Annotated in this window: 22 protein-coding genes and 1 tRNA gene; 6 read left to right on the forward strand and 17 right to left on the reverse strand. The window is 72.9% G+C overall.

All coding sequences use genetic code 11. The annotated features are described in order from the left end of the window. The first annotated feature begins 36 nt into the window (after positions 1 to 36). A tRNA-Val gene (locus E0F75_RS13015) sits at positions 37 to 111 on the forward strand. Between the two features lie 88 nt (positions 112 to 199). Here the strand turns inward: E0F75_RS13015 and E0F75_RS13020 are convergent. The 3 genes from E0F75_RS13020 to E0F75_RS13030 all read right to left on the reverse strand — a co-directional run bounded on the left by E0F75_RS13020 (position 200) and on the right by E0F75_RS13030 (position 1,848). Continuing rightward, positions 200 to 490 carry a zf-TFIIB domain-containing protein gene (locus tag E0F75_RS13020; RefSeq protein WP_187622671.1) on the reverse strand — a complete coding sequence of 97 codons (291 nt, stop codon included), beginning with the start codon at positions 488 to 490 and terminating at the stop codon, positions 200 to 202. Between the two features lie 46 nt (positions 491 to 536). Then, positions 537 to 1,523: an aminoglycoside phosphotransferase family protein gene (locus E0F75_RS13025; RefSeq protein ID WP_187622672.1), complete on the reverse strand. Its 987-nt coding sequence runs from the start codon at positions 1,521 to 1,523 to the stop codon at positions 537 to 539. A 157-nt stretch (positions 1,524 to 1,680) separates the two neighbouring features. Further along, complete coding sequence (locus E0F75_RS13030; protein ID WP_187622673.1) at positions 1,681 to 1,848, reverse strand: hypothetical protein; 168 nt, start codon at positions 1,846 to 1,848, stop codon at positions 1,681 to 1,683. A 512-nt stretch (positions 1,849 to 2,360) separates the two neighbouring features. Here E0F75_RS13030 and E0F75_RS13035 point away from each other — a divergent pair. Next, on the forward strand, positions 2,361 to 3,593 hold the full coding sequence (locus E0F75_RS13035) for a serine/threonine-protein kinase (protein WP_187622674.1): 1,233 nt from the start codon (positions 2,361 to 2,363) through the stop codon (positions 3,591 to 3,593). Positions 3,594 to 3,805: 212 nt separating this feature from the next. Here E0F75_RS13035 and E0F75_RS13040 read toward each other — a convergent pair whose 3' ends face one another. From E0F75_RS13040 to E0F75_RS13075, 8 genes are all read right to left on the reverse strand, one after another. Next, on the reverse strand, positions 3,806 to 4,624 hold the full coding sequence (locus tag E0F75_RS13040) for an RNA methyltransferase (protein WP_187622675.1): 819 nt from the start codon (positions 4,622 to 4,624) through the stop codon (positions 3,806 to 3,808). A 73-nt stretch (positions 4,625 to 4,697) separates the two neighbouring features. After that, a complete protein-coding gene (cobA, locus tag E0F75_RS13045; RefSeq protein ID WP_187622676.1) occupies positions 4,698 to 5,951 on the reverse strand; it encodes a uroporphyrinogen-III C-methyltransferase in 1,254 nt (417 codons plus the stop codon). Between the two features lie 244 nt (positions 5,952 to 6,195). Continuing rightward, complete coding sequence (gene cobT, locus E0F75_RS13050; RefSeq protein ID WP_187622677.1) at positions 6,196 to 9,708, reverse strand: nicotinate-nucleotide--dimethylbenzimidazole phosphoribosyltransferase; 3,513 nt, start codon at positions 9,706 to 9,708, stop codon at positions 6,196 to 6,198. 348 nt (positions 9,709 to 10,056) lie between these two features. Continuing rightward, on the reverse strand, positions 10,057 to 11,289 hold the full coding sequence (gene cbiE / locus E0F75_RS13055) for a precorrin-6y C5,15-methyltransferase (decarboxylating) subunit CbiE (protein WP_187622678.1): 1,233 nt from the start codon (positions 11,287 to 11,289) through the stop codon (positions 10,057 to 10,059). Between the two features lie 67 nt (positions 11,290 to 11,356). Continuing rightward, positions 11,357 to 11,992, reverse strand: coding sequence for a GNAT family N-acetyltransferase (locus tag E0F75_RS13060; RefSeq protein ID WP_187622679.1), 636 nt, complete (start codon positions 11,990 to 11,992; stop codon positions 11,357 to 11,359). 196 nt (positions 11,993 to 12,188) lie between these two features. Further along, entirely contained in the window at positions 12,189 to 13,016 is an 828-nt protein-coding gene (locus E0F75_RS13065) for a MetQ/NlpA family ABC transporter substrate-binding protein (RefSeq protein WP_187622680.1), read from the reverse strand. A 93-nt stretch (positions 13,017 to 13,109) separates the two neighbouring features. Continuing rightward, positions 13,110 to 13,778 carry a methionine ABC transporter permease gene (locus E0F75_RS13070; protein ID WP_187622681.1) on the reverse strand — a complete coding sequence of 223 codons (669 nt, stop codon included), beginning with the start codon at positions 13,776 to 13,778 and terminating at the stop codon, positions 13,110 to 13,112. Then, positions 13,775 to 14,842, reverse strand: a complete 1,068-nt coding sequence (locus E0F75_RS13075) for a methionine ABC transporter ATP-binding protein (protein WP_030316171.1) — start codon at positions 14,840 to 14,842, stop codon at positions 13,775 to 13,777. Before E0F75_RS13075 ends, E0F75_RS13070 begins: the two co-directional genes overlap by 4 nt. Positions 14,843 to 15,415: 573 nt before the next feature. On the opposite strand from E0F75_RS13075, the gene E0F75_RS13080 reads away from it, so the two are divergent. Together E0F75_RS13080 and E0F75_RS13085 are read left to right on the forward strand one after the other, a co-directional pair. Beyond that, entirely contained in the window at positions 15,416 to 15,778 is a 363-nt protein-coding gene (locus tag E0F75_RS13080; protein WP_187622682.1) for a hypothetical protein, read from the forward strand. A 2-nt stretch (positions 15,779 to 15,780) separates the two neighbouring features. Continuing rightward, positions 15,781 to 16,215, forward strand: a complete 435-nt coding sequence (locus E0F75_RS13085) for a hypothetical protein (RefSeq protein ID WP_187622683.1) — start codon at positions 15,781 to 15,783, stop codon at positions 16,213 to 16,215. 1 nt (position 16,216) lies between these two features. On the opposite strand, the gene E0F75_RS13090 is transcribed toward E0F75_RS13085, so the two are convergent. The 3 genes from E0F75_RS13090 to E0F75_RS13100 all read right to left on the reverse strand — a co-directional run bounded on the left by E0F75_RS13090 (position 16,217) and on the right by E0F75_RS13100 (position 18,863). Then, positions 16,217 to 16,720, reverse strand: a complete 504-nt coding sequence (locus E0F75_RS13090) for a GNAT family N-acetyltransferase (protein WP_187622684.1) — start codon at positions 16,718 to 16,720, stop codon at positions 16,217 to 16,219. A 36-nt stretch (positions 16,721 to 16,756) separates the two neighbouring features. Further along, on the reverse strand, positions 16,757 to 17,257 hold the full coding sequence (locus E0F75_RS13095) for a sigma-70 family RNA polymerase sigma factor (RefSeq protein ID WP_187622920.1): 501 nt from the start codon (positions 17,255 to 17,257) through the stop codon (positions 16,757 to 16,759). A 403-nt stretch (positions 17,258 to 17,660) separates the two neighbouring features. Beyond that, positions 17,661 to 18,863, reverse strand: a complete 1,203-nt coding sequence (locus E0F75_RS13100) for a glycerophosphodiester phosphodiesterase (RefSeq protein ID WP_187622685.1) — start codon at positions 18,861 to 18,863, stop codon at positions 17,661 to 17,663. 220 nt (positions 18,864 to 19,083) lie between these two features. Here E0F75_RS13100 and E0F75_RS13105 point away from each other — a divergent pair, with 220 nt between their 5' ends. Further along, complete coding sequence (locus E0F75_RS13105; RefSeq protein ID WP_187622686.1) at positions 19,084 to 19,755, forward strand: 1-acyl-sn-glycerol-3-phosphate acyltransferase; 672 nt, start codon at positions 19,084 to 19,086, stop codon at positions 19,753 to 19,755. Positions 19,756 to 19,826: 71 nt separating this feature from the next. Here E0F75_RS13105 and E0F75_RS13110 read toward each other — a convergent pair whose 3' ends face one another. After that, the gene (locus E0F75_RS13110) at positions 19,827 to 21,371 is read right to left on the reverse strand and encodes an MFS transporter (RefSeq protein WP_187622687.1); all 1,545 of its coding nucleotides are present in this window, start codon (positions 21,369 to 21,371) and stop codon (positions 19,827 to 19,829) included. Further along, positions 21,368 to 21,919, reverse strand: coding sequence for a TetR/AcrR family transcriptional regulator (locus E0F75_RS13115; RefSeq protein WP_187622688.1), 552 nt, complete (start codon positions 21,917 to 21,919; stop codon positions 21,368 to 21,370). The genes E0F75_RS13110 and E0F75_RS13115 overlap by 4 nt, the downstream gene beginning before the upstream one ends. 84 nt (positions 21,920 to 22,003) lie before the next feature. Here E0F75_RS13115 and E0F75_RS13120 point away from each other — a divergent pair, with 84 nt between their 5' ends. Further along, entirely contained in the window at positions 22,004 to 22,513 is a 510-nt protein-coding gene (locus E0F75_RS13120) for an HAD domain-containing protein (RefSeq protein ID WP_187622689.1), read from the forward strand. Positions 22,514 to 22,572: 59 nt separating this feature from the next. On the opposite strand, the gene argH is transcribed toward E0F75_RS13120, so the two are convergent. Next, on the reverse strand, positions 22,573 to 24,000 hold the full coding sequence (argH, locus tag E0F75_RS13125; protein ID WP_187622690.1) for an argininosuccinate lyase: 1,428 nt from the start codon (positions 23,998 to 24,000) through the stop codon (positions 22,573 to 22,575). Positions 24,001 to 24,062: the final 62 nt, after the last annotated feature.

Raw genomic sequence — 24,062 nt, forward strand, 5'->3', positions numbered from 1 at the left:
TACGCAGTGCCTTCGGGTACGACGTGTTCACCACCCGCGCGATTAGCTCAGCGGGAGAGCGCTTCCCTGACACGGAAGAGGTCACTGGTTCAATCCCAGTATCGCGCACCACCGAAGAGCCCCCGGCCGCATCTCGCGACCGGGGGCTTCTTCATGCACGGAGGCTCGTCGTGCACCGGGAGACCCGGCGCACGCCCCGTCAGGAGGAGAAGAGCATCCGGCCGAAACCGCGCTGGCGGTAGTGGCCGCCGCCGTGGTGGCCGCCGTGGTGCGGGGCGCCCCAGGCGGGGGCGGCGGGCTGCGCGGCCGGGTAGGCCTGCGGGGCCGGCGGGGCGGGCGGAGCCTGCTGGACCCACTGGGACTCCAGGCGGGTCAGGGACTCCAGCTCGCCGTAGTCCAGGAATATCCCGCGGCAGCCGCTGCACTGCTCGATCTGGACGCCGTTGCGGTTGTACGTGTGCATGGCCGCATGGCACTTGGGACACTGCATGGTCGGCTCAACTCCCTGACTTCGCCGTTCGAATGGTGGCTTCACCTTACGTGGACGCCGTAGCGGCCGAGTCGGTTCGATGCCCGGCGATACGGGCGCAGGTGTCGATCATCACGTCCTCGACCTCGTCGAGCGGCCGGCCCTCGGCGGTCGACTTGGCGACGGCGAGCGCCGCCGTCTGGACCGTCAGGGCACGGGCGGGCACGTCGAGTTGGATCCACGGATCCGCGCCCACGGCCGGGCCGCCCGCCTGCTGATAGGCGCCGAGGAAACGGGACCAGATCTCCGGGGGCAGGATGCCGGCCGCGAACCAGGCCGCGGGGCGGGCCAGATCCCACGCGGGGTCGCCGAGACCGGCGTCGTCCATGTCGATGAGCCGCCAGGGGGCGGGGGGCGGGGTCGGCCCGCCGGGGGACTCCGCGGGCCCCGTGGCGCGGACCAGTTGGCCCAGGTGGAAGTCGCCGTGGCAGAGGAGCCGGGGGCCGTCCGGCGCGACGCGGTCGGGGATCGACCGCCAGGCGGCCAGGACGGTCGCGGCGGCCGGGTGGCCCGGTGCCGTCCGGCGCATCCGGTCCACGGCGAGGGCCGCCTTGACGGGGGCCCTCATCTCCGGGAGCCGGCCGGCCGGCCCCGCGGGCGGCGGGGTGCGGTGGAGCAGGGCGAGCAGCATCGCGGCCTCCTCCCACGGGGCGGCGTCGGGGTCCGCCGGGTCGACGGGCGAGCCGTACGGCCACATGCTGACCGGCCGGCCGTCGAGGTCGCCGGGCGTGGAGATCGGGAGCGGCGGGAGGAAGACCTCCCGGACGTCCGGGTGGGCGGCGAGCGCGATCCGCGCCCGGTGCGCCTCGGCGTCGGTGCCGGGGGCGTGCGCCTTCGCGACCAGTCGCCCGTGCCGTACGACCGTCCCGTCGTCCCGGTCCGCCAGCACCCCGACGAGACCGCCCGCGCAGCGACAGGGCGTGCCGGGACGGTGGGCTGCGGCGTGCGCGTACGCGGCGAGGCCGTCGAGGAGGGGCCGGTCGGGGAGGTCCACGGGGGCGAGCGTACGGGGCCCACGGGGAGGGAATGCGCGAGGGCCGGTCAGCTCCCCAGCTGACCGGCCCCACGCTGCCGTCCGCCGCACCCCCGTCCCCACGGGGTTGATGGCCGGATGTCCCGACCCGGGCCGCTCTCCCGGGTCCGGGGCGCTGTCAGCGCCCCAGCATCACGCCCACGGACGACGCCTGTGTGACCACTGCGTCCCAGCCGCCGAAGACGACCACGAGCAGGGCCGCGAGAGGGAGGACCATGGCGGTGGCCACCAGCGGGTGACGCCGGCTCGAAGGCTGGGTGCTCGTCCGCGATGCCGTGAAAGCCATGGTTCCTCTCCTGTCGTGTCTGGCGCGGCGGGTGCTTGACCTCGGGGGACGAGTGCTGCACCCGCCGCTTGACATCAACATTAGGGAGCCGGGGGCGCCCGGACGTCATGCCCGCGTACCGACTTGCGGGCCTCCCGGAGGATGACGCCCGGTCGTACGGCGTACTCCCCTGGGTGGAGACGGGGGTGCGGAACCCGGGGTCTTCCCTGAGGGGTTCCGCGCGGGCCGGTGGAGGGGCGGCCGGGGCGTGACTTCGCTCACTTCCCGGGGCGTCGCGCGAACCCCCTGGTCGGAGGGTGTCGGGAGAGCCTCCCGGGACACTCGGAGCCCGCCGTCCGCAGATCGTCAACTGGGTTGGTGAGGTGGGAGGTTGGGGCGACCACCGGATGTGCGCATTCTCCCCGCGTACCCCTCAGCACTGACAATCGATCCAGGTGCGAGGGCGCGGCCTATGAGCGCGTGCGGGCGCCACTACGTAAGCTGTGCCACGTCGAACGGACGAGGGGACGGACATGGCGATGATGCGGCTCCGGCGCGAGGATCCGCGGATCGTCGGGTCGTTCCGGCTCCACCGCAGGCTGGGGGCCGGCGGGATGGGCGTCGTGTACCTGGGTTCCGACCGGCGCGGCCAGCGGGTGGCGCTCAAGGTGATCCGGCCCGATCTCGCCGAGGACCAGGAGTTCCGGTCCCGGTTCGCCCGTGAGGTCTCGGCCGCCCGGCGGATCCGCGGCGGCTGTACGGCCCGCCTCGTCGCCGCCGACCTGGAGGCCGAGCGCCCCTGGTTCGCCACCCAGTACGTGCCCGGCCCTTCGCTGCACGACCGGGTCGCCGAGGAGGGCTCGCTGCGCGCCGCCGACGTGGCCTCCATCGGGGCCGCGCTCTCGGAGGGGCTCGTCGCCGTCCACGAGGCCGGGGTCGTGCACCGGGACCTCAAGCCCTCGAACATCCTGCTCTCCCCCAAGGGCCCCCGGATCATCGACTTCGGCATCGCCTGGGCCACCGGGGCCAGCACCCTGACCCATGTCGGTACGGCCGTCGGCTCCCCCGGCTTCCTCGCCCCCGAGCAGGTGCGCGGCGCGGCCGTCACCCCCGCCACCGACGTGTTCTCGCTCGGTGCCACGCTGGCGTACGCGGCGATGGCCGACTCGCCCTTCGGGCACGGCAGTTCCGAGGTCATGCTCTACCGGGTCGTGCACGAGGAGCCGCAGCTGCACGGCGTGCCGGACGCGCTGGCACCGCTCATCCGGGCCTGCCTCGCGAAGGACCCCGAGGACCGTCCCAGCACCCTTCAGCTGTCGATGCGGCTCAAGGAGATCGCGGCGCGCGAGGCGCAGGGGCTGCCGGTCTCACGGCCGCCCGTGCAGCGGGAACGCGTCGAGGAGCGCAACACCATGCGGCCGACCGAGCGCTACACCGAGCGGGACGTGCCCGGTCGTGGGCCGGAGCGCGGCGCGGAGCGGGGTACGGAGCGCGGCGGCGAGCGGGGTACGGAGCGCGGTGCGGATCGTGGCACCGAGCGTGGTGCGGAGCGGGAACGCGGCGGGCGTGGGCCCGGGCCGTCGTCCCGGCCCTCCGCCGGGCCCCGGACCGGTGGCCGACCCGCGACCCGGCCGGGTGCGCGGTCGACGTCCACGGGCCGCAGGCCCGCGAACCCGCGGCTGCTGCGGCAGCGGCTCTTCGTCTTCGTGGTGGTGACGCTGGTGGTGGCCCTGGGCATCGCCGCCGCCCAGGCCCTTCAGGGGTAGACCCTGGGTGCGGGGGTCTGGGGCCCGGGGGTCTGGGGGCTGGGGCTGGGGTTGCGGCTGGGGCTGGATTTCGAGTCGGGGCCGTCTTTCAGGACTCCGGGCTGAGCCGGGGCCGCCGTTCAGGACTCCGGGCTGAGCCGGGGCCGCCCTTCAGGACTCCGGGCTGAGCCGGGGCCGCCCTTCAGGACTCCGGGCTGAGCCGGGGCCGCCCTTCAGGACTCCGGTCGGCCCGTCGCCACCGCGTAGAAGGCCACCGCCGCCGCCGCGCCCACGTTCAGCGAGTCGACCCCGTGGGCCATCGGGATTCGGACCCACTCGTCGGCTGCCCGCAGCGCCTGCGTGGACAGGCCGTCGCCCTCCGCGCCCAGCATCAGGGCCACCCGCTCCATGCGGTGCGGGGCGGCCTCGTCGATCGACATCGCCTTCTCGGCGGGCGTCAGCGCCAGGAGCTTGAAGCCCGCCTCCCGTACCGCCTCCAGGCCCCGCGGCCACGTGTCGAGCCGGGCGTACGGCACGGAGAACACCGCACCCATCGACACCTTCACCGAGCGCCGGTACAGCGGATCCGCGCAGTCCGGCGACAGCAGCACCGCGTCCATGCCGAGCGCCGCGGCGCTGCGGAAGATCGCGCCGATGTTGGTGTGGTCGTTCACCGACTCCATCACCACCACCCGGCGGGCGCCGACGAGCAGCTCGGCGGCGTCCGGCAGCGGCTTGCGCTGCATCGAGGCGAGGGCGCCCCGGTGCACGTGGTAGCCGGTGACGCGCTCCGCGAGGTCCGGCTGGATCGCGTACACCGGCGCGGGGACCTCGTCGATGACGTCCCGCATCACATCGACCCACTTGGCGGAGAGCAGCATCGACCGCATCTCGTACCCCGCCTGCCGGGCCCGGCGGATGACCTTCTCGCCCTCCGCGATGAACAGGCCCTCGGCCGGTTCCCTTCTGCGGCGGAGTTCGACATCGGTCAGACCGGTGTAGTCGCGCAGGCGCGGGTCGTCGGGGTCGTCGATCGTGATGAGTTCGGCCACGAGGTGATACTGCCTTGTCCGGGGTGTGGTGCCAATGTGTGTGCGGCTGTGCGTCGCCCGCTCCCGGGCGGTGCTACTTGACCAGGCGGTCCGGGCCTTCCGTCACGACCTCGCCGATCACGATGACCGCCGGCGGGCGGACCTCCTGCGTCCGCACCGTCTCCGCCACCGTCGCCAGCGTCGCGTCCACCCGGCGCTGCGAGGCCGTCGTGCCCTCCTGGACCAGGGCGAGCGGCGTCTCCGGGTCCTTGCCGTGGGCGATGAGCGCCTCGGCGATCTTCCCGATCTTGTCCACGCCCATCAGGATCACCAGCGTCCCCGTGAGCTTCGCGAGCGACGCCCAGTCGACCAGCGAACGCGGGTCCTCCGGGGCCACGTGCCCGCTCACCACCGTGAACTCGTGCGCCACACCCCGGTGCGTCACCGGGATGCCCGCGGCGCCCGGGACCGAGATCGAGCTGGAGATGCCCGGCACCACCGTGCAGGCGATGCCCTCGGCGGCGAGCGCCTGCGCCTCCTCCATGCCCCGGCCGAAGACGAACGGGTCGCCGCCCTTCAGCCGTACGACGGACCTGCCCGCCTTCGCGTGCTCGATCAGCGCGTTGTTGATGGCCTCCTGGGCCATGAACCGGCCGTACGGGATCTTCGCCGCGTCGATCACCTCGACGTGCGGGGGCAGTTCGTCCAGCAGGTCGCGCGGGCCCAGGCGGTCGGCGATGACCACGTCCGCCTCGGCGAGCAGCCGGCGGCCGCGCACCGTGATCAGGTCCGGGTCGCCGGGGCCGCCGCCGACCAGCGCCACGAAGGGGGAACGCGCGCGGTGCTGCGGGGCCGCGATCGAACCGTCCCGCAGGCCCTCGACGATCGCGTCGCGCACGGCCGCCGAGCGGCGCGGGTCGTGCCCGGTGAGCACCGCGACGGTCACGCCCTCGCTGCGGCCCGTCGCCGGGGTCCAGGCCGTGGCCGCCTCGGCGTCGTCGGAGCGCACGCACCAGGTCCTGGTGCGCTCGGCCTCCGCGGAGGCGGCGGCGTTCGAGGCCGGGTCGGTCGTGGCGACCAGGGCGTACCAGGCGTCGGCGAGGTCGCCGTCCTCGTACCGCCGCTTGGTCCAGGTGATCTCGCCGGCCTCGGCCATCGCCTCGACCGAGGGGGTCGCGGAGGGGGAGATCAGCGTGATGTCGGCGCCCGCGGCGATCAGGGCCGGGAGCCGGCGCTGGGCGACCTGGCCGCCGCCGAGAACGACTACGCGGCGGCCGGCCAGGCGCAGGCCCACGGGGTAGGCGGGGTGCGTCGTCGGCTGGGCGGTGTGATCGGCGTGCTCGGCCATGGGTGAGCGGCTCCTCGGAGGGCGGGTGCTGGCCGCTGCTGCGATGAAGCGGCTGGTGGGGCGGCGGCGGGGCGCCTGGTGACCACGATATCGGTGTGGTGGGGCCGTCACGGTGTGACGGATCTCCCGGGGGGGCTCGGCCGGGTGTGCCCGTTGAGCCGTGACGGCTGCCGGTTGTGCCTTCGCCCGGTGGTCCCCTGCGCGTCCCCCACTTCCGTGTGCGGGTGGGGGACGCGCCTCTGGGCTACTTCTCGGTGACGCCCGCCGAGTCGAACGTGGCCACCTCGTGCATCGCGCGGGCCGCGCTCTGCACCAGCGGGAGGGCGAGCAGTGCGCCCGTGCCCTCGCCGAGACGGAGGTCCAGGTCGACCAGGGGGCGCAGGCCCAGCTTGTTGAGCGCGGCCACGTGGCCCGGCTCGGCGCTGCGGTGTCCGGCGATGCAGGCCGCGAGCGACTCCGGCGCGATCGCGCGGGCCACCAGGGCCGCTGCGCCGGTGGAGACGCCGTCGAGGATCACCGGGGTACGCAGGGAGGCCGCGCCCAGGATCAGGCCGACCAGGGCCGCGTGCTCCAGGCCGCCGACCGCCGAGAGGACACCGATCGGGTCCGCCGGGTCCGGCTTGTGCAGGTCCAGGGCGCGACGGACGACGTCCACCTTGCGGGCGTGCGTCTCGTCGTTGATGCCCGTGCCGCGGCCCGTGACCTCGGTCGGGTCGACGCCCGTGTAGACCGAGATCAGGGCGGCGGACGCGGTGGTGTTCGCGATGCCCATCTCGCCCGTGAGCAGGGCCTTGTTGCCGGCCGCGACCAGGTCCCTCGCGGTTTCGATGCCCACCTCGATCGCCGCCAGTACCTCGTCGCGGGTCATCGCGAGACCCGTGGTGAAGTCGGCGGTACCGGGGCGGACCTTGCGGGGCAGGAGACCGGGGGTGGCCGGGAGTTCGGACGCCACGCCCACGTCGATGACGCAGACCTCCGCGCCCACCTGGTTGGCGAAGGCGTTGCAGACCGCTCCCCCGCCGAGGAAGTTGGCCACCATCTGGCCGGTGACCTCCTGCGGCCAGGGCGTCACGCCCTGGGCGTGGACGCCGTGGTCGCCCGCGAAGATCGCGACGGCCGCCGGCTCCGGGATCGGCGGCGGGCACACCCGCGAGAGTCCCGAGAGCTGCGCCGCGATGATCTCCAGCATGCCGAGCGCGCCGGCCGGCTTGGTCATCCGCTTCTGGCGCTCCCACGCCTCGCCGAGCGCCTTCGCGTCCAGCGGGCGGATGTTGGCGATGGTCTCCTGGAGGAGGTCGTGCGGCTCCTCGCCGGGCAGCGCGCGGCGGCCGTACGTCTCCTCGTGGACGACCCAGGCCAGCGGGCGGCGCTTGGACCAGCCCGCCTGCATCAGCTCGGGCTCCTCGGGGAACTCGTCGACGTAGCCCACGCAGAGGTACGCGACCACTTCGAGGTGCTCGGGGAGACCCAGGGCGCGGACCATCTCGCGCTCGTCGAAGAAGCTGACCCAGCCCACGCCGAGGCCCTCGGCGCGGGCCGCGAGCCAGAGGTTCTCGACGGCGAGCGCCGAGGAGTACGGGGCCATCTGCGGCTGCGTGTAGCGGCCGAGGGTGTGGCGGCCGCCGCGGGTCGGGTCGGCCGTCACGACGATGTTGACCGGGGTGTCGAGGATGGCCTCGATCTTCAGTTCCTTGAACTGCTTCGCCCGGGCCTTCGGCAGCGACTTGGCGTAGGCCTCGCGCTGCCGCTGGGCCAGCTCGTGCATCGTCTGCCGGGTCTCGGCGGAGCGGATGACGACGAAGTCCCAGGGCTGCGAGTGGCCGACGCTGGGCGCCGTGTGAGCGGCCTCCAGGACGCGGAGCAGCACCTCGTGCGGGATCGGGTCGGAGCGGAAGCCCTTGCGGATGTCGCGGCGCTCGCGCATCACGCGGAGGACCGCCTCGCGCTCGGCGTCGTCGTAGCCGGGGGCCGGGGCCGACTCGGATTCCTCCGTGTCCTCGGCGACGGGGGCCGTCTCCGGCTGCGCCTCGGGGGCGGCCTCTTCGGCCACCTCGGGCGCTTCGGGGGCTTCGGGGGCTGCCTCTTCGACGACCTCGGGGGCTTCGGGGGCTGCCTCTTCGGCCTCCGCGGGCGCCTCGGGGGCGACTGCTTCGGCCTCGGGGGCGACTGCTTCGGCCTCGACCGGTGCCGGCTCCTCGGCCTGCGGGGCCTCGGCGGCGGGCGCCGCCTCGGTCTCGCTCTCCGGGGTCGGCTCGGGCAGGGCCTCGGGGGCCTCTTCCGGTACGAAGGGGATCTCCTCGGCGACCGCCTCGACGGGGGCCTCCTCGGGGAGCTGCTCCTGCGCGGGCTGCTCCTCGATCGCGGCCACCGGCTCGGCCGGGGCCTCGGCGACGGCTTCCGCGACGGGCTCCGGCTGCTCCTCGGGCTGCGGCTCGGCCTCCGGGACCTGCTCGGCCTCGGGTACGGCCACGGGCTCCTCAGCCGGCGCGGGCTCGGGGGCCTCGGCGGTCGGCTCGCCCTCGCGCGGGGCGGGGACGACGGCCTGGACCTCGGGCGTCTCCGCCGGGGCCTCCGGTGCGGTCTCCTCGACGGCCACCGGGGCCTCGGGCTCCGAAGGCTCTTCCGGCCCGGGGGTCGGCTCCGGCGCCGGGCTCGGGGCCAGGTGGGGGGTGGTCGGGACGTTGCCCTCGACCTGGACGAACTGCCCGCTCTGCGGGACGACCGTTTCTGCGGGGAGCTCCGGGGCCTGCGGGGCCTCGGGCTCCTGCGGCTGCGCGGCCCACGGCTCGGCGCCCTGCGGCGCGAGCTGCTGGTCCTGCGCGATCTCGAAGTACTCGGGGCCGCCGGTCGGCGGGCCCGGGTTCCGTACGGGCATCGGCGCGGGGCCGGTGGCCACGAGCGGCTCGGGCGCGGGGACCGGCGCGGGCTGCGGGGCCGGCGCGGGCGCGGCGGCGGGGCCGCGGTCGGCCAGCGAGAGCACGACGCCGCCGGCCTCGGGCACGGGCGGGCCCATGTGCAGCGGGCGGCGGGCCGGCTGCGGGGCCGGGGCCGGCGGGGGCACCCGGACTCCGCTCAGGTCGACGGAGCCCGAGTCGCGGCCTGCGGCCTCGTGCGCGCCGGTGTCGAGGATGCCCGGCTCGTAGCCGTGCCGGGTGGGCGCCTGCTCCTGCGGGGCCACGGGGACGCCGTGCGCGGGGGTCCCGGTGAGCTGGTCCAGCGGGATGCCGTGGGCCGGCGTGCCCATCGCCGGGCCAACCGGGACTCCGTGCGCGGGAGTGCCGGCGAACTGGTCCAGGGGAACGCCGTGGGCCGGCGTGCCGACGAGCGGGACGCCGTGCGCCGGGGTGCCCAGCGGGACTCCCTGCGGCGGGGTCTGGTGCTGCGGGGCCGTGAGGACGTCGGCGAGGGCGACGGCGTCCAGCGGGGCCGTGAGCGGGTCCGGCAGCGGGTCGGTGAGCGGGTCACCGATCACGGCCGGCGCCTCGGGGGCCACCTGGTGCACGGCCGGCACGCCCTGGTTCGGGAGCACGGGTGCCGTCAGCGGCGGCACGGCGACCGGGGGCGCGGGCGGGACGCCCGGCGGGTGCTCGCTCCAGGCGCCCTGGGCGCCCGGCATCAGCAGAAGGTCGTCGTCCTCGGTGGTGTGCTCGGAGGGGTCCAGGAAGGTGTACGCGCCCGGTGCGGGGATGCCCGGCTGCTCGACCATGCCTGCGTTCTCCGGCAGCCCCTCGCCCGGGACCTGGCCGGTGTCCGTCATGCGTACCCCTCGCCCATCGCTTGTGCTCCTTCAGACCTGCGCCCGTCGACAAGAACGAGCGCGCGCGCCGCGCGGCACGAAGGACACGCGGACACCCACACATTGTCGCGGCCCCGGGCCCTCGTGGCAGGGAGATTTGCCACGGTGCGCTGTGGACTGCGCCACGTCGCGCGGTCCCCCCTTGTCGCGTACCACGTCAGCGGCGCAATGTGGCCACCAATTCAGGACATTGACGAACGAAGCGCCGAACATCCGGATGCGGTACAACAATCGGCCAGCCTACCTGCCCCGGCGGGCGGCACGGTCACGGGTGGGGGGTGCCGGGGCTGGGCCTGGGGGGTGCCGGGACTAGGCGTGGGGGGTGTCGGTCCTGCGGCCGGAGAGCAGGAAGACGACCGAACGCTCGCGTTCCGACCAGTCGTGCGGATCGAGTCCGACGGTCTGGAGGAGCAGGCTCTCGACGGTGTAGCCGCCGTCGGCGAGGGCGGCGCCGATCGCCTCGGCCTCGTCCCGGGTGGAGGCGTGGGCGACGATGCGTTCCGGCCGTCGGTCGGTGCAGGCGGTGACGACGGCGACCCCGCCGGCCGCGACGCGGACGACATCGGGTTCGGGCAGGCTCTCCAGGACGTGCGGGGCCCGGCCGCGCACGGCCTGCAGCGGTACGCCGTGACGGCGGGCGGCCTGTTCGGTGCGGGCGCAGGCCGTCGGGTCGAGATCCACGGCGATGACGGCGGCGCCGAAGCGGGCGGCCTCGACGGAGAAGGCGCCGCCCGCGCAGCCGATGTCCCAGACGAGGTCGCCGGTGCGGGGCCCGAGGCGGGCGAGCTGGGCGGCGCGCAGCGACGGGTCCTCGCCCGCGCGGGTCCGGGCGCCGCGCCCGGCGGGGTCGTACTCCTCCGTGGGCAGGCCCCAGCCGCGGACCGGGGGCGCCGCCGGGTCCTGGCCCATCAGCCAGGGGGCGGCGGGGGCCCCGCCCGCGGTGCCGCCGATGACGAGGACGACGTTCGGGTCGCGCCAGCTGTGGTCGGCGGCCGTGTCGGAGGTGAGGACGGAGACCTGTTCGCGGTCGGTGCCGAGCTCCTCGCAGACGACGAAGGTGCGGTGGACGCCGTCGAGGAGCAGGGCGAGTTCGGCGGGCCCCGCGCCGGGCGAGGTGAGGACGGCGACCTTGGGGTGGGCGCGGCAGACGTTGACGGCGCGGCGCAGGGTGCGCTGGTGGGCGACGACGATCCGGGCGTCCTCCCAGGGCATCCCCGCGCGGGCGAACGCGGCGGCGACGGAGGACACGGCGGGGACGACCTCGACCTCCAGGCCGTGTTCGGGGGCGCGCAGGGTGCGGACGACACCGAAGAAGCCGGGGTCGCCGTCGGCGAGGACGACGGCGGTGCCGCGGTGGCCGGCGATGCGGCGGGCGGCGAGGTCGACACTGCCGAGGCGGATGCGTTCGGCGCCGGGCGGGACCTCGGGCAGCGCCAGATGGTGGGCGGCGCCCGCCACCAGGGTGGCGGCGGAGAGCGCGGACCGGGCCGCCGCGGTGAGGGGCGAGCCGTCCCAGCCGATCACCGTGACGCGGTCGGCCATTCGTCGTCTCCTGGTGTCGTCGCAGGTCGGGGGCGTGCCGAGCGTACCCCGGGTGGGGCCGCGGGGCTCAGCTCCAGTCGGTGTACGAGGAGTATCCGGCCTCGGCCATCTGGTCGGCGACGCCGTCGAGGTCCTCGGGGAGGAGGCCCCAGACGATGAAGTCGGTGCGCAGTTCGGTCCAGCTGCCGTCCTCGGTGCGGGTGCGGGCTATGCAGGCGTTGCGGAGGACGCCCTCGCTGATGCAGCCGATCTTCTGGGCGACCTGCTGGGAGGCGGTGTTGTCGGCGGCGGTGCGCAGTTCGAGGCGCTCGAACTTCTGGTCGCCGAAGAGCCACTGGGCGGTGGCGAGGGCGGCTTCGGAGGCGTATCCCTCACCGCGGGCCCAGGGGGCGACGATGTAGGAGATCTCGGTGGAGCGGACCTTCCAGTCGGTCTTGGCCAGCTGGATGAGGCCGACCAGGCGCTGGGTGAGGAACTCGGTGACGGCGAGGTCGATGCCCCGGCCCGCGGCGCGTTCGGCCGGCGCGTACTCGGTGATCCAGCGGCGGGCGGCGGCCTCGGTGAAGGGCTGGGGCACGGCGGTCCAGGCGCCGACGAGTTCGTCGTTCATCATCTCGGCGAGGGCGGGGGCGTCCCCCTCCTCGAGCGCGCGCAGCACCAACCGGTCCGTGTTGATGGAGATGTCCGGAAAGGTGGTAGTCATGCGCAGCTCCATGCCGTGGACCGTCCGAATCGACCGTGAACGCACAGCATGCAGCATGTGGGCGCCGGTGCGCATGGCCGGGTCGGTGTCGGGTGGGGGGTGTGGCGAAGGCCCCGCGCACCGGACGGGGTGCGGGGGCCTTCTGCTCAAGGACTGTACGGGGGAACGGGTCTGACGGTCCCTCGGACGCCGGAGCCTACTTGGCGGCGCCGAAGGCCGGGATGACCGAGCCCTTGTAGGTGTCCTCGATGTACTTCTTCACCTCGGGCGAGTTGAGGAGCTTGGCGAGCTTCTGCACGCGGGCGTCCTTCTCGTTGCCCTCCTTGACGGCGAGGAAGTTGGCGTACGGGTTGCCGTCCGCCTTCTCCAGGGCGATGGCGTCCTTGGCCGGCGAGAGCTTGGCCTCGATGGCGTAGTTGCCGTTGATGACGGCGGCGTCCACGTCGCTCAGGGCGCGGGGCACGGTGGCGGCCTCCAGCTCCTTGAACTCCAGGCCCTTCTTGTCGGTGATGTCGGAGAGCTTGGCGTTGGTGCCGACACCCGGCTTGATGGTGATCAGGCCGTTCTCGGCGAGCAGCTGGAGCGCGCGGCCGCCGTTGGTGGTGTCGTTCGGGACGGCGATGGTCTGGCCCGCCTTGATGTCCTTCACCGACTTGATGTTCTTGGAGTAGAGGCCCAGCGGCTCCAGGTGGACGTTGACCACCGGGACGATGTGGGTGTCGTTCTTCTTGTTGAAGTCGTCGAGGTACGGCTTGTGCTGGAAGAAGTTGGCGTCGACCTGGCCGGTCTCGGTGGCGGTGTTCGGCAGGACGTAGTCCGTGAACTCCCGCACCTCCAGCTTCAGGCCGGCCTTCTCGGCCAGGTTGTCCTTGACGTAGTTGAGGATGTCGGCGTGCGGCGTCGGGGACGCGGCGACGACGAGTGCCTTGGAGTCGCCGGCGTCGGCGCTGCCGCAGGCGCTGAGGCCGAGGGCGAGGGCGGCGGTGGCGGCGATACCGGCGGTGAGCTTGATGTTCTTACGCACGAAGAGTGCCTCTTTCCGGTGGTGCGGTGGTCGCCTGGACAACAAGTCCGGGCTGTTCTTCGAAGGACGAAGTCTGGGGTGGCCGGGGAGCCGTTACGCGGTACGGCCCCGGCGGGCGAGGAGTCGTACGACTCCGTCGCCGATGAGCTGGACGACGGTCACGATCAGAACCAGGATCACGATGGTGACCAGCATGAACGTGGTGTCGAAGCGCTGGTATCCGTAGGTGACGGCCTTGGAGCCGAGGCCCTCGCCGCCGACCGCGCCGGCCATCGCCGAGTAGCCGATGAGGACGATGACCGTGGTGGTGACGCCCGCGATCAGCGAGGGCAGGGCCTGCGGGAGCAGCACCTTGCGGACGATGGTGGGGATGCCGCCGCCCATGGCCTGGACGGCCTCGACGAGCCCGTGGTCGACCTCGCGGATGGAGGTCTCGACGAGGCGCGCGAAGAAGGGGATGGCGCCGATGGCGAGCGGCACGATCATCGCGGTGGGGCCGATGAAGGTGCCGACGACGAGGGTGGTGAAGGGGATCAGGGCGATCAGCAGGATGATGAACGGCAGCGAACGTCCGATGTTCACGATCGCACCGACGACCTTGTTGACCGGCAGGTTCTGCAGCAGGCCGCCCTTGTCCGTGAGGACGAGGAGGATGCCGAGCGGCAGGCCGCCGAGCACGGTGACGACGGTGGCCCACAGGACCATGTAGAGGGTGTCGAGGGTGCCCTGCTCCAGCAGTGGCTGCATCTCGGACCAGGTCACTTGGCACCTTCCTTCACGAGCAGGGTCGCCGCGTCCTGGACAACCGTTTCTTCGGTGAGCGTCTCCTCGACGACCTCGACCTGGAGGCCCTGCTCGCGCAGGAAGCCGACCGGGACGACGTTGTCCTCGTACCGTCCGGGCAGTTCGATCCGCATCCGGCCGATCTGCCTGCCGCCGACGGTGTCCATCGCCGCCCCGAGGATCGAGATGTCGATGTTGTACGTACGGGAGAGCTGCGAGATCACCGGCTGGGTCGCGGCGTCGCCATGGAAGGTGACGTCGACGACCGTGCGGTCGGGGCCGGTGTGGGCGCCGCTGACCGGGAAGAGCTCGGCCGCCAGCTGGGATCCGGGGGTGGCGAGCAGTTCGCTCACGGTGCCGGACTCGACGATCCGTCCCTTCTGCATCAGCGCGGCCGAGTCGCAGATCGTCTTGACGACGTCCATCTCGTGCGTGATGAGCAGGACGGTGAGGCCGAGCTGCTGGTTGAGGTCGCGCAGCAGCTGGAGGATGGAGCGGGTGGTCTCCGGGTCGAGGGCGCTGGTGGCCTCGTCGGAGAGGAGGACCTTGGGCTCGCCGGCCAGGGCGCGGGCGATGCCGACGCGCTGCTTCTGACCGCCGGAGAGCTGGCCCGGGTAGGACTTGGCCTTGTCGGCGAGGCCGACCAGGTCGAGGAGTTCGAGGGCACGGCGGGAGCGCTCGGCTCCGGAGACGCCGAGGATCTCCAGGGGAAGCTCGATGTTGTCCTTCACCGTGCGGGAGGACAGCAGGTTGAAGTGCTGGAAGACCATGCCGATGCTGCTGCGCGCCCGGCGCAGGTCCTTGCCGGCGCGGCGGCCCTTGCCGGCGAGGGCGGTGAGGTCCACGCCGTCGACGGTCACGGTGCCGGAGGTGGGGCGCTCCAGGAGGTTGACGCAGCGGATGAGCGAGGACTTGCCGGCGCCGCTCTGGCCGATCACGCCGAACACCTCGCCCTCGCGGACGTGGAGGTCGACACCGTCCAGAGCGGTGACCTGTCGGCCGCGCGACTCGTAGACCTTGGTCAGGCCCGAAGTGGTGATCACAGGGGATTTCCGTCACTGTCGAGTGCACGACGCGGGGTCCGTCGTGCACGGGGCATTCGTCTTCGGACAGTCAGGCGCACGGAGGCCGGTCCGGCGGGTGGCCGGGAGTCTCGGCGGTGCGCGGGGCGGGCACGGTCCATCGCCGGAAGGCGGGAGGAACGGCACGGCCGTCGGTCTCGCTTCGGGGCGTGAGACTCAGGCGGGGGCCCTCAGAAGGCGCACATTCGACACATACAACGAGCACCGGGCGTGGGGATCGCCTCGGTCGCAAGGATGCGGCTGCTCGTCGTGGTCATGTCTGTAAGTAAAGCATGCGCAGGTGCGAACGAAAGGGGGCTGTCCGAATAGCGGACGTCATTGAGACGCCATGCGGACACTCCGGAGGCCTTCGTTCCGCCCGCTTTCCCCGTGTGGCCTGCGGGGACGGACACCTCGCGCCGGGGCCCGCGAGGTGTGCGCCGGGGACGTCACCGGCGCCGGCTGTGGCCAAGGCCACGGTCCGCGCGCGTGCCCGCGGCGACGGCCCGGGGGGCGAGCGCATCGGGCCATTCGCACCGTAATACCCTCGGGCGCATGCTTGACGCCCTGACGGTCGCGGTCTCCGTGGCCGCGCTCGCCCTCGCCGCCTGGTGCGGCTTCGCCGCCTTCCGCGACCAGTCGACCAAGGACTGGCACTTCATCGGCATGGCCGTGGTGACCTTCCTCGTCCTGGTCCAGCTGATCGTCGGGATCGTGCAGCTGACGCGCGGCGAGAAGGCAGAGGAGGGCGCGACGATCTTCGTCGCCTATCTGCTCGGGGCGCTGTGCGCGGTGCCCATCGCCGGCTTCATGTCGCTCGCGGAGCGCAGCCGGTGGGGTTCGGCCACGGTGGCCGCCGGCGCGGTCGTCCTGGCCGTGCTCGAAGTGCGTCTCTACGACATCTGGACGGTGGGCTGACCATGACCGAGACGCAGGAGAAGGCCGCGCAGGACACGAAGGCCCGTCTCGTCACAGGCCCCGGCATCCTGCTGGTCTGGCTCTACGGCGTGATGTCGGTCGGCGCGGTCTCGCGCTCGATCTACCAGATCGCCACCGAGTTCGACCGGGCGCCGCTCGCGTACACCCTGTCGGCGGTGGCCGCCGTCGTCTACGCCTTCATCACCTACACGCTGGTGCGGGGCGGGGAGAAGGCCCGCAGGGCGGCGCTGGTGTGCTGCGCCGCCGAGCTCACGGGCGTACTGATCGTGGGGACCTGGACGCTGGTCGAGCCGTCCGCCTTCCCGGACGCGACGGTCTGGTCGGACTACGGCTACGGCTATCTCTTCATTCCGGTGCTGCTGCCGCTGAGCGGCATCTGGTGGCTGCGCCGGTCGCGTACCGCGACGGCCGCCTGAGTCAGGCCGCGGTCTTCTCCAGGGTCACCAGGGTGAGCCGGGGGCCGAGCTCGCGGGTGGCGACCTGCGCGTACCCCTTGCTGCGGTAGAGGCGCAGATTGCCCTCGCTGCGGTGGCCGGTGAAGAGCTGGAAGCGCTTGGGCGACGGAGCCGGCTGCACGGCCGTCTCCGCCGTCTCGGCGAAGTGGCGCTCGATGCCGTCGAGAAGGCGGCCGCCGAGGCCGTGCCGCTGCATCCGCGGGTGCACGATCAGCTTGGCGATCCGTACCGTGCCGTCCTCGTCGAGCCGGGCCCGTACGGAGGCGACGACCTCGTCGCCGAGCCGGGCCACCAGCCCGTACCCCTCGTCCAGTTCGGCACGCAGGGCGTCGAGCGACTGGGTGAGGGGTTCGATGGACCAGTCGCCGTAGAGCTCCGCCTCGCTCTGGTAGCAGAGGTACTGCAGCTTCAGGATGTGCTCCGCGTCCGCCGCGTCCGCCGCTGAGATGGTCACACTCAGGCCCATGTGTGCACGCCTCCCGCTCATCTGTCGATCATCGGTTTACCGCACCCTTCCCCGTCGGCCGGGGGCGGGAACCTCTGCAGCCAGCATTCTGCGCAGGCATCCCAGGCAACGGGAACGCGTCGGCCCCAGACTGCCCTGTGAGATACCCAACTCTCCTGCGATTTCCCGGTAGGTGGGGTCCTCGGGATCGAGCATCGCGGTCAGCACCCGGGGGCAGCGGCCCGGTGTCCTGGTGACGGCGGCGCGCAGGGTGCGGCGGCCCTCGGCGGCCATCAGCGAGTACTCGGGGGAGCCGTGGGGCTCGGAGGTTCCCGGGTCGTGGCCGGGTTCGTCGCGGTAGGGGCGTTCGCGGTCGCTCGTCCTGCGGGCCCGGCGGGCCTCCGCGCGGACGGCGCGGCGCAGCCACTCGGCGGGACGCTCGGGGGCGCTTCCCGTGTCGCGGAGCTGCTCCAGGAGGCGGAGCCAGACGGCCTGTTCCAGGTCGCTCGGCTCGACACCGGCGGCCGGCGCCTCGGCGTCCGACTCGGCGGCGAGCAGCGGGGCGAGGGCGGCGAGGAGCCCTGGGGTGGTGTCCGGCGCGGACTCGGGCGCGGTGTCCCGGCCGGACTCGCGGGTGGTGTCCGGCGCGGACTCGGGCGCGGTGCCCTGGGCGGACTCGCGGGTGGTGTCCGGCGCGGACTCGGGCGCGGTGCCCTGGGCGGACTCGCGGGTGGTGTCCGGCGCGGACTCGGGCGCGGTGCCCTGGGCGGACTCGCGGGTGGTGTCCGGCGCGGACTCGGGCGCGGTGCCCTGGGCGGACTCGGGGGTGGTCACGGGGGTCGTCATGCACCGCACCATGCCGGGGCACGCGGGCGTGGTTGCGGTTCGGGCGCCAAACCACCCGGGAGGAGGTCGTGCGGACCCGATCGGCGGACCCGCACGGTCCTCACGTACGCGGTGATCAGTCGCGGGCGGTGAAGTCCGCCGCGCCCAGCAGGGCGGTGTCCGGATTGTCGGAGAAGATGCCGTCGATCCCCGTCTCCAGGTAGCGCTTCAGGGCCCCGAAGGAGTCCCCGTACGCCGTCGGGTCCGTGCCCCGGCGGAAGTCCGCGGGCAGGAAGGAGTTCTCGTTGCGGTGGGTGTACGGGTGGAGGATCAGGCCCGCGGCATGCGCGTCGCGGACCAGGGTGGTCGGGTCGCCGAGGCGGCCGCTCGCGTCCTTCGGGATCACCAGGTCGAGCGTGGGGCCGATGCCCTTGGCGTACGAGGCGATCCAGCGCAGGCCCTTGGGCGTGACCAGGTCGGCGACCGTCCGCGGGTCCCCGGCCTGGACGAAGTCCCAGGGGCGGCCGGCCGCTCCGGAGAGCAGGACCACGCCGGGCGAGTCGACCAGCTTCGCGAGCCGCTGGATGCTGGTCGGCTCGAAGGACTGCAGGAAGACCGGGGAGTCGGCGCGGTGGCGGCCGTACCGGCGGAGCAGCTTGGCGAGGCGCTCCTCCAGGCCGAGGCCGAGGGAGCGGAAGTAGGTGGGGTGCTTGGTCTCGACGTGGAGCCAGATCTCACGCCCCCGGCGGCGGCCCTCCTCCTCGGCCCAGCGCAGCACCTCCTCGAAGGTGGGGACCGTCCAGCGGCCGTCATAGAGGGTGTTCTCCTGGCGGACGGCTGGAATGCGCTCCTTGGCGCGGAGGGTCTTGAGCTCGGCGAGCGTGAAGTCCTCGGTGAACCAGCCGGTGAGGGAGACGCCGTCGACGCTCTTGGTGGTCTTCCGGGACGCGAACTCGGGGTGGTCGGCGACGTCGGTGGTGCCGGTGATGTCGTTCTCGTGACGGCAGACCAGGTGCCCGTCCTTGGTGGGGACGAGGTCCTGCTCGATGACGTGGGCGCCGAGGTCCAGGGCGTGCCGGTAGGAGCCGAGGGTGTGCTCGGGGCGGTAGCCGCTGGCGCCCCGGTGGGCGATGACGGTGGGGACGGGGAGGGAGCGGTAGCCGCGGCCGTGACCGTGGCTCCGGCCCTCCGCGGCGGACCGGACCTCGGCGGTCCCCGACGCCGCCGCCTGTGCCACGCCGCTGCCGGCGGCGAGGGCCGTGGAGGCGCCGAGGACGGTGGCGCCCGCCGCTCCGAGAACCGTGCGCCGGGCCGGGATCCGGCGTTCGCCCTGGGTCATGTGGTGTCCTCCTGTGTCATGTCCCGTACCTGTCGACGGGTGCCCCCGACGCTAGGCATCGGGGCCCTACGGGTGGCAGACCTACGCCGAACATGGCGGAAACACACGTCAACACTGCGTATCCACTCGGTGAACCCGATGTGCGCACGGACGTGACCCGCGAGTATCGTCGCCAGCTGCACCGTCAGCTCGACTGACCCGCATCCCACCGGAGGAACCGTTGTCCCGTCTCGCGATCATCAAGGCAGTGCTCGGGCCGGTCATGCGCCTGATGTTCCGCCCCCGCGTGGAGGGCGCCGAGAACATCCCGGGGACCGGTCCCGTCATCCTCGCGGGCAACCACCTGACCTTCATCGACTCGATGATCATGCCGATCTGCCTGGACCGTCCGGTCTACTTCATCGGCAAGGACGAGTACGTGACGGGCAAGGGCGTCAAGGGCCGGGCGATGGCCTGGTTCTTCACCAGCGTCGGCATGATCCCGGTGGACCGGGACGGCGGCCGCGGTGGCGTGGCGGCCCTGATGACCGGCCGCCGGGTCCTCGAGGAGGGCAAGATCTTCTCGATCTACCCGGAGGGCACCCGCTCCCCCGACGGCCGGCTGTACCGGGGCCGTACGGGCATCGCGCGGCTCACCCTGATGACGGGCGCGCCGGTGATCCCGTTCGCGATGATCGGTACCGACAAGATCCAGCCGGGCGGCGCGGGCTTCCCGCGTCCGGGCCGGGTGACGGTCCGCTTCGGCGAGGCGATGGAGTTCTCCCGGTACGACGGGATGGACCGCGACCGCTATGTGCTGCGGGCGGTGACGGACTCGGTGATGGCCGAGGTCATGCGGCTGTCGGGGCAGGAGTACGTGGACATGTACGCCACGAAGGCGAAGGCCGCGTAGTCCCCACGGACATGTGACGGTGCCCCGTACGGCCGGCCGGCCGTACGGGGCACCGTCACATGCGCCGGGCGTCAGTGCTCGACGCCGTCCTCCAGCTTCTGGCCCTTGAGCAGGAACCAGGCCGCGACCGCCGTCGCGAGGAGGACCGCCGCGCCGACGCCGGCCGCGATCCGCAGACCGTCGACGAAGGCCTCCTGGGCGGCCGACACCAGGGCCGTCGCCGTGTCAGGGGCGAGGGTGCCGGAGGCCTCGACCGCGCCGCCGAGCGATTCGTGGGCGGCGGACGCGACGTCGGAGGGGACGTCGGCCGGAGTGGCGAAGCCCCGGTAGACGCCGGTCACGATCGAGCCGAGGACGGCGATGCCGAGCGCGGCGCCCAGTTCGTACGCGGTCTCGGAGACCGCGGAGGCGGAGCCGGCCTGGTCCTTCGGGACGCTGGACAGGATCACGTCGGCGGTGACGGTGAAGGCGAATCCGGCGCCCACACCGACCACGAGCAGGGCGGCACCGAGCAGCGGGTAGCCGGTGTGCTGGTCGAGCGTCGTCAGGACCGCGAGCGAGAGGCCGACCGCCGCGAGACCGCCGGCCACCACGGACCGTACGGAGAAACGACGGGCCACCAGACCCGCGATCAGACCGGCCGTGACCGCGCCGACCGCCGCCGGGAGTTCGGCGAGTCCGGCCTCCAGCGGCTGCCGGCCCTGGACCAGCTGGAAGAACTGGGACAGGAAGAACACCAGGCCGGAGAGGCCGAGGATGGTCAGCAGGTCGGCGAGCACGGCGCCCGAGAAGCCGCGGTGGCGGAACAGCCGCATGTCCAGGAGCGGCGCGGGCAGGGTCAGCTGCCTGCGGACGAACCAGGTCAGGGCACCCGCACCGACCAGGGCGGCGACGCCGGCGTCCAGGGAGAGGCCGTGCGAGGCCAGTTCCTTGACGGCGTAGACGATGCCGATCAGGCCGACGAGGGAGAGCGCGACGCTGGGCAGGTCCCAGGGGCCCGGGGCGGGGTTCTTGGACTCCGGGATCAGCTTGATGCCGACGACGACGAGGACCGCCATGACGGGCAGGTTGATCAGGAAGACCGAGCCCCACCAGAAGTGCTCCAGGAGGAAGCCTCCGACGACCGGTCCGACGGCGGCGCCGGCCGAGGCCATGGCACCCCAGATGCCGATGGCGAGGCTGCGCTCGCGCGGGTCGTGGAAGAGGTTCCGGATGAGCGCCAGGGTGGACGGCATCAGGGTCGCGCCGGCGACGCCGAGCAGGGCGCGCGCCACGATCATCATCTCGGGGCTGGTGGCATAGGCGTTCAGCACGGAGACGGCGCCGAAGGCGGTGGCACCGATCAGGAGCAGCTTCTTGCGGCCGATGCGGTCGCCGAGGCTGCCCATGGAGACCAGGAGTCCGGCGATGACGAAGGAGTAGACGTCGCCGATCCACAGGAGCTGGGTGCCGGAGGGCTTCAGGTCCTCGGAGAGGAAGGGGGTGGCGAGTCCCAGCACCGTGGCGTCGACCGCCACGAGGAGGACGGCCAGGACGAGAACGGAGAGGGCGAGCCACCGGCCGGGGCGGCGCACGCCCTCGGTATGGCCCGTGGTCTTGAGGGTGCTGACGGTCACTTCTCCACGCTCCTGCGCGCTCCGCCGAGCAGCAGCTCGGCGATCATGTACTGAAAGTCCTTGGCGGCGACCCGGCCGTCCTGCACGGCCCAGGCGCCGGAACCGACGAGCCCGTAGAAGGCCTCGGTGAGCCAGGCGGGGGTCAGATCGATCCGGAAGGCGCCGCTCTCCTGTCCGCTCCGGAAGAGCGCGGAGACGCGGGCGTCGATGCGGGCCCAGCCGACGTGCTGCTGGTCGCCCTCGAAGAGCTGGTTCTCGGTGACGAGGAACGACAGCAGGGGTGCGACGTGCTCCACCTCGGCGATGAGCCTGCGCAGCGCCTCGTCCTCGGGCCCGTCGTCGAGCCCGGCCCGGTCGAGGGCCGCTTCCATCTCCTGCAGCCCGAGCTCTTCGAGCGCCCGCACCAGGGCGTCCCGGCCGGCGAAGTGCCGGTGCAGCGTGGCGCGGCCGATCCCGGCGGACCGGGCGACCTCGTCCATCGTGGCGGTCGCCTTGCGGGTGAGCAGGGCGGCGGCTGCGTGGAGCACCTGGGTGCGATCGACTGACATGAGACGACCATACACCGAATGGGACATCAATGTCTCATTCGATAATTCAACGCCTCACCGGGGCGGGGACGGAATGCTGTGATCATGACGAAGCCGCTGCTGCTCATCGATGTCGACGGACCGCTGAATCCGTACGCGGCGCAGCGCGAGCGACGCCCGGAGGGGTACACGACCCACAGGATGCGGCCGGGCGGCTGGTTCGAGACGAAGCCCCTGCGGGTGTGGCTGAATCCCGCGCACGGGGGTGAGCTGCTCGCGCTGGCGGAGGTGTACGAGCTGGTCTGGGCGACGACCTGGAAGGGCGAGGCGAACGACTGGATAGGGCCCCACCTGGGGCTGCCCGAGCTGCCGTTCGTCGACTGGCCCCAGATGCACGGAAAGGCCCCTCGCGGGACCTTCTGGAAGACGCAGTACATCCTGGAGTACGCGGAAGGGCGGCCGTTCGCCTGGGTCGACGACGACATCACCGCGTACGACCACGAGTACGTGGCGCAGAAGCACCTCGCCGCCGCCCTGTTGCTGCACGTCGACCCCCGGCTCGGACTGCTCCGGCCGGACTTCGACGCGCTCGCGGACTGGGCGGCGGCGCTGTGACGCTCTGAGGGCCGTGGGGCCGGGGCTACTTCTTGGCCTCGGCGCCGTGGGGCCCGGGGCTACTTCTTGGCCTCGGCCCAGGCGTGCTGGATCACCAGGTCGGCCTTGACCTCGACGAGCTGGACGGCGACCGCCGAGGGGGCGGTGCCGCCGCGGCCGTTGCGGGAGGCGAGGGCGCCGGGGACGTTGAGGACCGTGCGGACCTCGGGGGTGAGGTGCTCGGAGATCTTGGCGAACTGCTCGTCCGTCAGCCCGTCCAGCTCCTTGCCCTCGGACTCGGCGACCTTCACGCACTCGCCGGCCACCTCGTGCGCCACCCGGAACGGCACACCCTGCTTGACCAGCCACTCCGCGATGTCCGTCGCGAGCGAGAAGCCCGCCGGGGCCAGCTCCTCCATGCGCTCCCGGTTGACGGTGAGCGTGGCCATCATGCCGGTGAAGGCGGGCAGCAGGACCTCGAGCTGGTCGCAGGAGTCGAAGACCGGCTCCTTGTCCTCCTGGAGGTCACGGTTGTAGGCGAGCGGGAGCGCCTTGAGCGTGGCGAGGAGGCCGGTGAGGTTGCCGATGAGGCGGCCGGACTTGCCCCGGGCGAGCTCGGCGATGTCCGGGTTCTTCTTCTGCGGCATGATCGACGAGCCGGTGGAGAAGGCGTCGTGGAGGGTCACGAAGGAGAACTCCTTCGTGTTCCAGATGATGATCTCCTCCGCGATCCGCGACACGTTGATGCCGATCATCGCGGTGATGAAGGCGAACTCGGCGACGAAGTCGCGGGAGGCGGTGCCGTCGATCGAGTTGCCGACCGAACCGCGCTCGAAGCCCAGGTCCTTGGCGACCGCCTCCGGGTCGAGCCCGAGGGAGGAGCCGGCGAGGGCGCCGGAGCCGTACGGGGAGACGGCCGTCCGGATGTCCCACTGCCGCAGCCGCTCGGCGTCCCGGGAGAGGGACTGGGCGTGGGCCAGGACGTGGTGGGCGAAGAGCACCGGCTGGGCGTGCTGGAGGTGCGTACGGCCGGGCATGGCGACGGCCGGGTGCGCCTCGGCGAGGCCGACGAGGGCGTCCTGGAGGTCGGCGACGAGCCCGCCGATGATCCGGGCGTGGTCGCGCAGGTACATCCGGAAGAGGGTGGCGACCTGGTCGTTGCGGGACCGGCCGGCGCGCAGCTTGCCGCCGAGGTCCGGGCCGACGCGCTCCAGGAGACCGCGCTCCAGGGCGGTGTGGACGTCCTCGTCGGCGATGGTGCCGACGAGGGTGCCGTCGGCGACGTCCGCCTCCAGCTGGTCGAGACCGGCGAGCATGCGGGTCAGCTCGTCCTCGGTGAGCAGCCCGGCCTTGTGCAGCACGCGCGCGTGGGCGCGGGAACCGGCGATGTCGTACGGCGCGAGGCGCCAGTCGAAGTGGACCGACGCGGACAACTTCGCCAGGGCCTCGGCGGGCCCGTCGGCGAACCGTCCGCCCCAGAGCCGGACGTCACCGTTGTTGCTGCTCACAGCTGCTGCTCCTCGGGAGAATGGGTACTGCCGCCACCGCCTCGTCCGCGATGGGGACGGGC

This window comes from Streptomyces sp. CB02980 (assembly GCF_014451325.2).
In the GTDB taxonomy this organism is placed as follows: Bacteria; Actinomycetota; Actinomycetes; order Streptomycetales; family Streptomycetaceae; genus Streptomyces.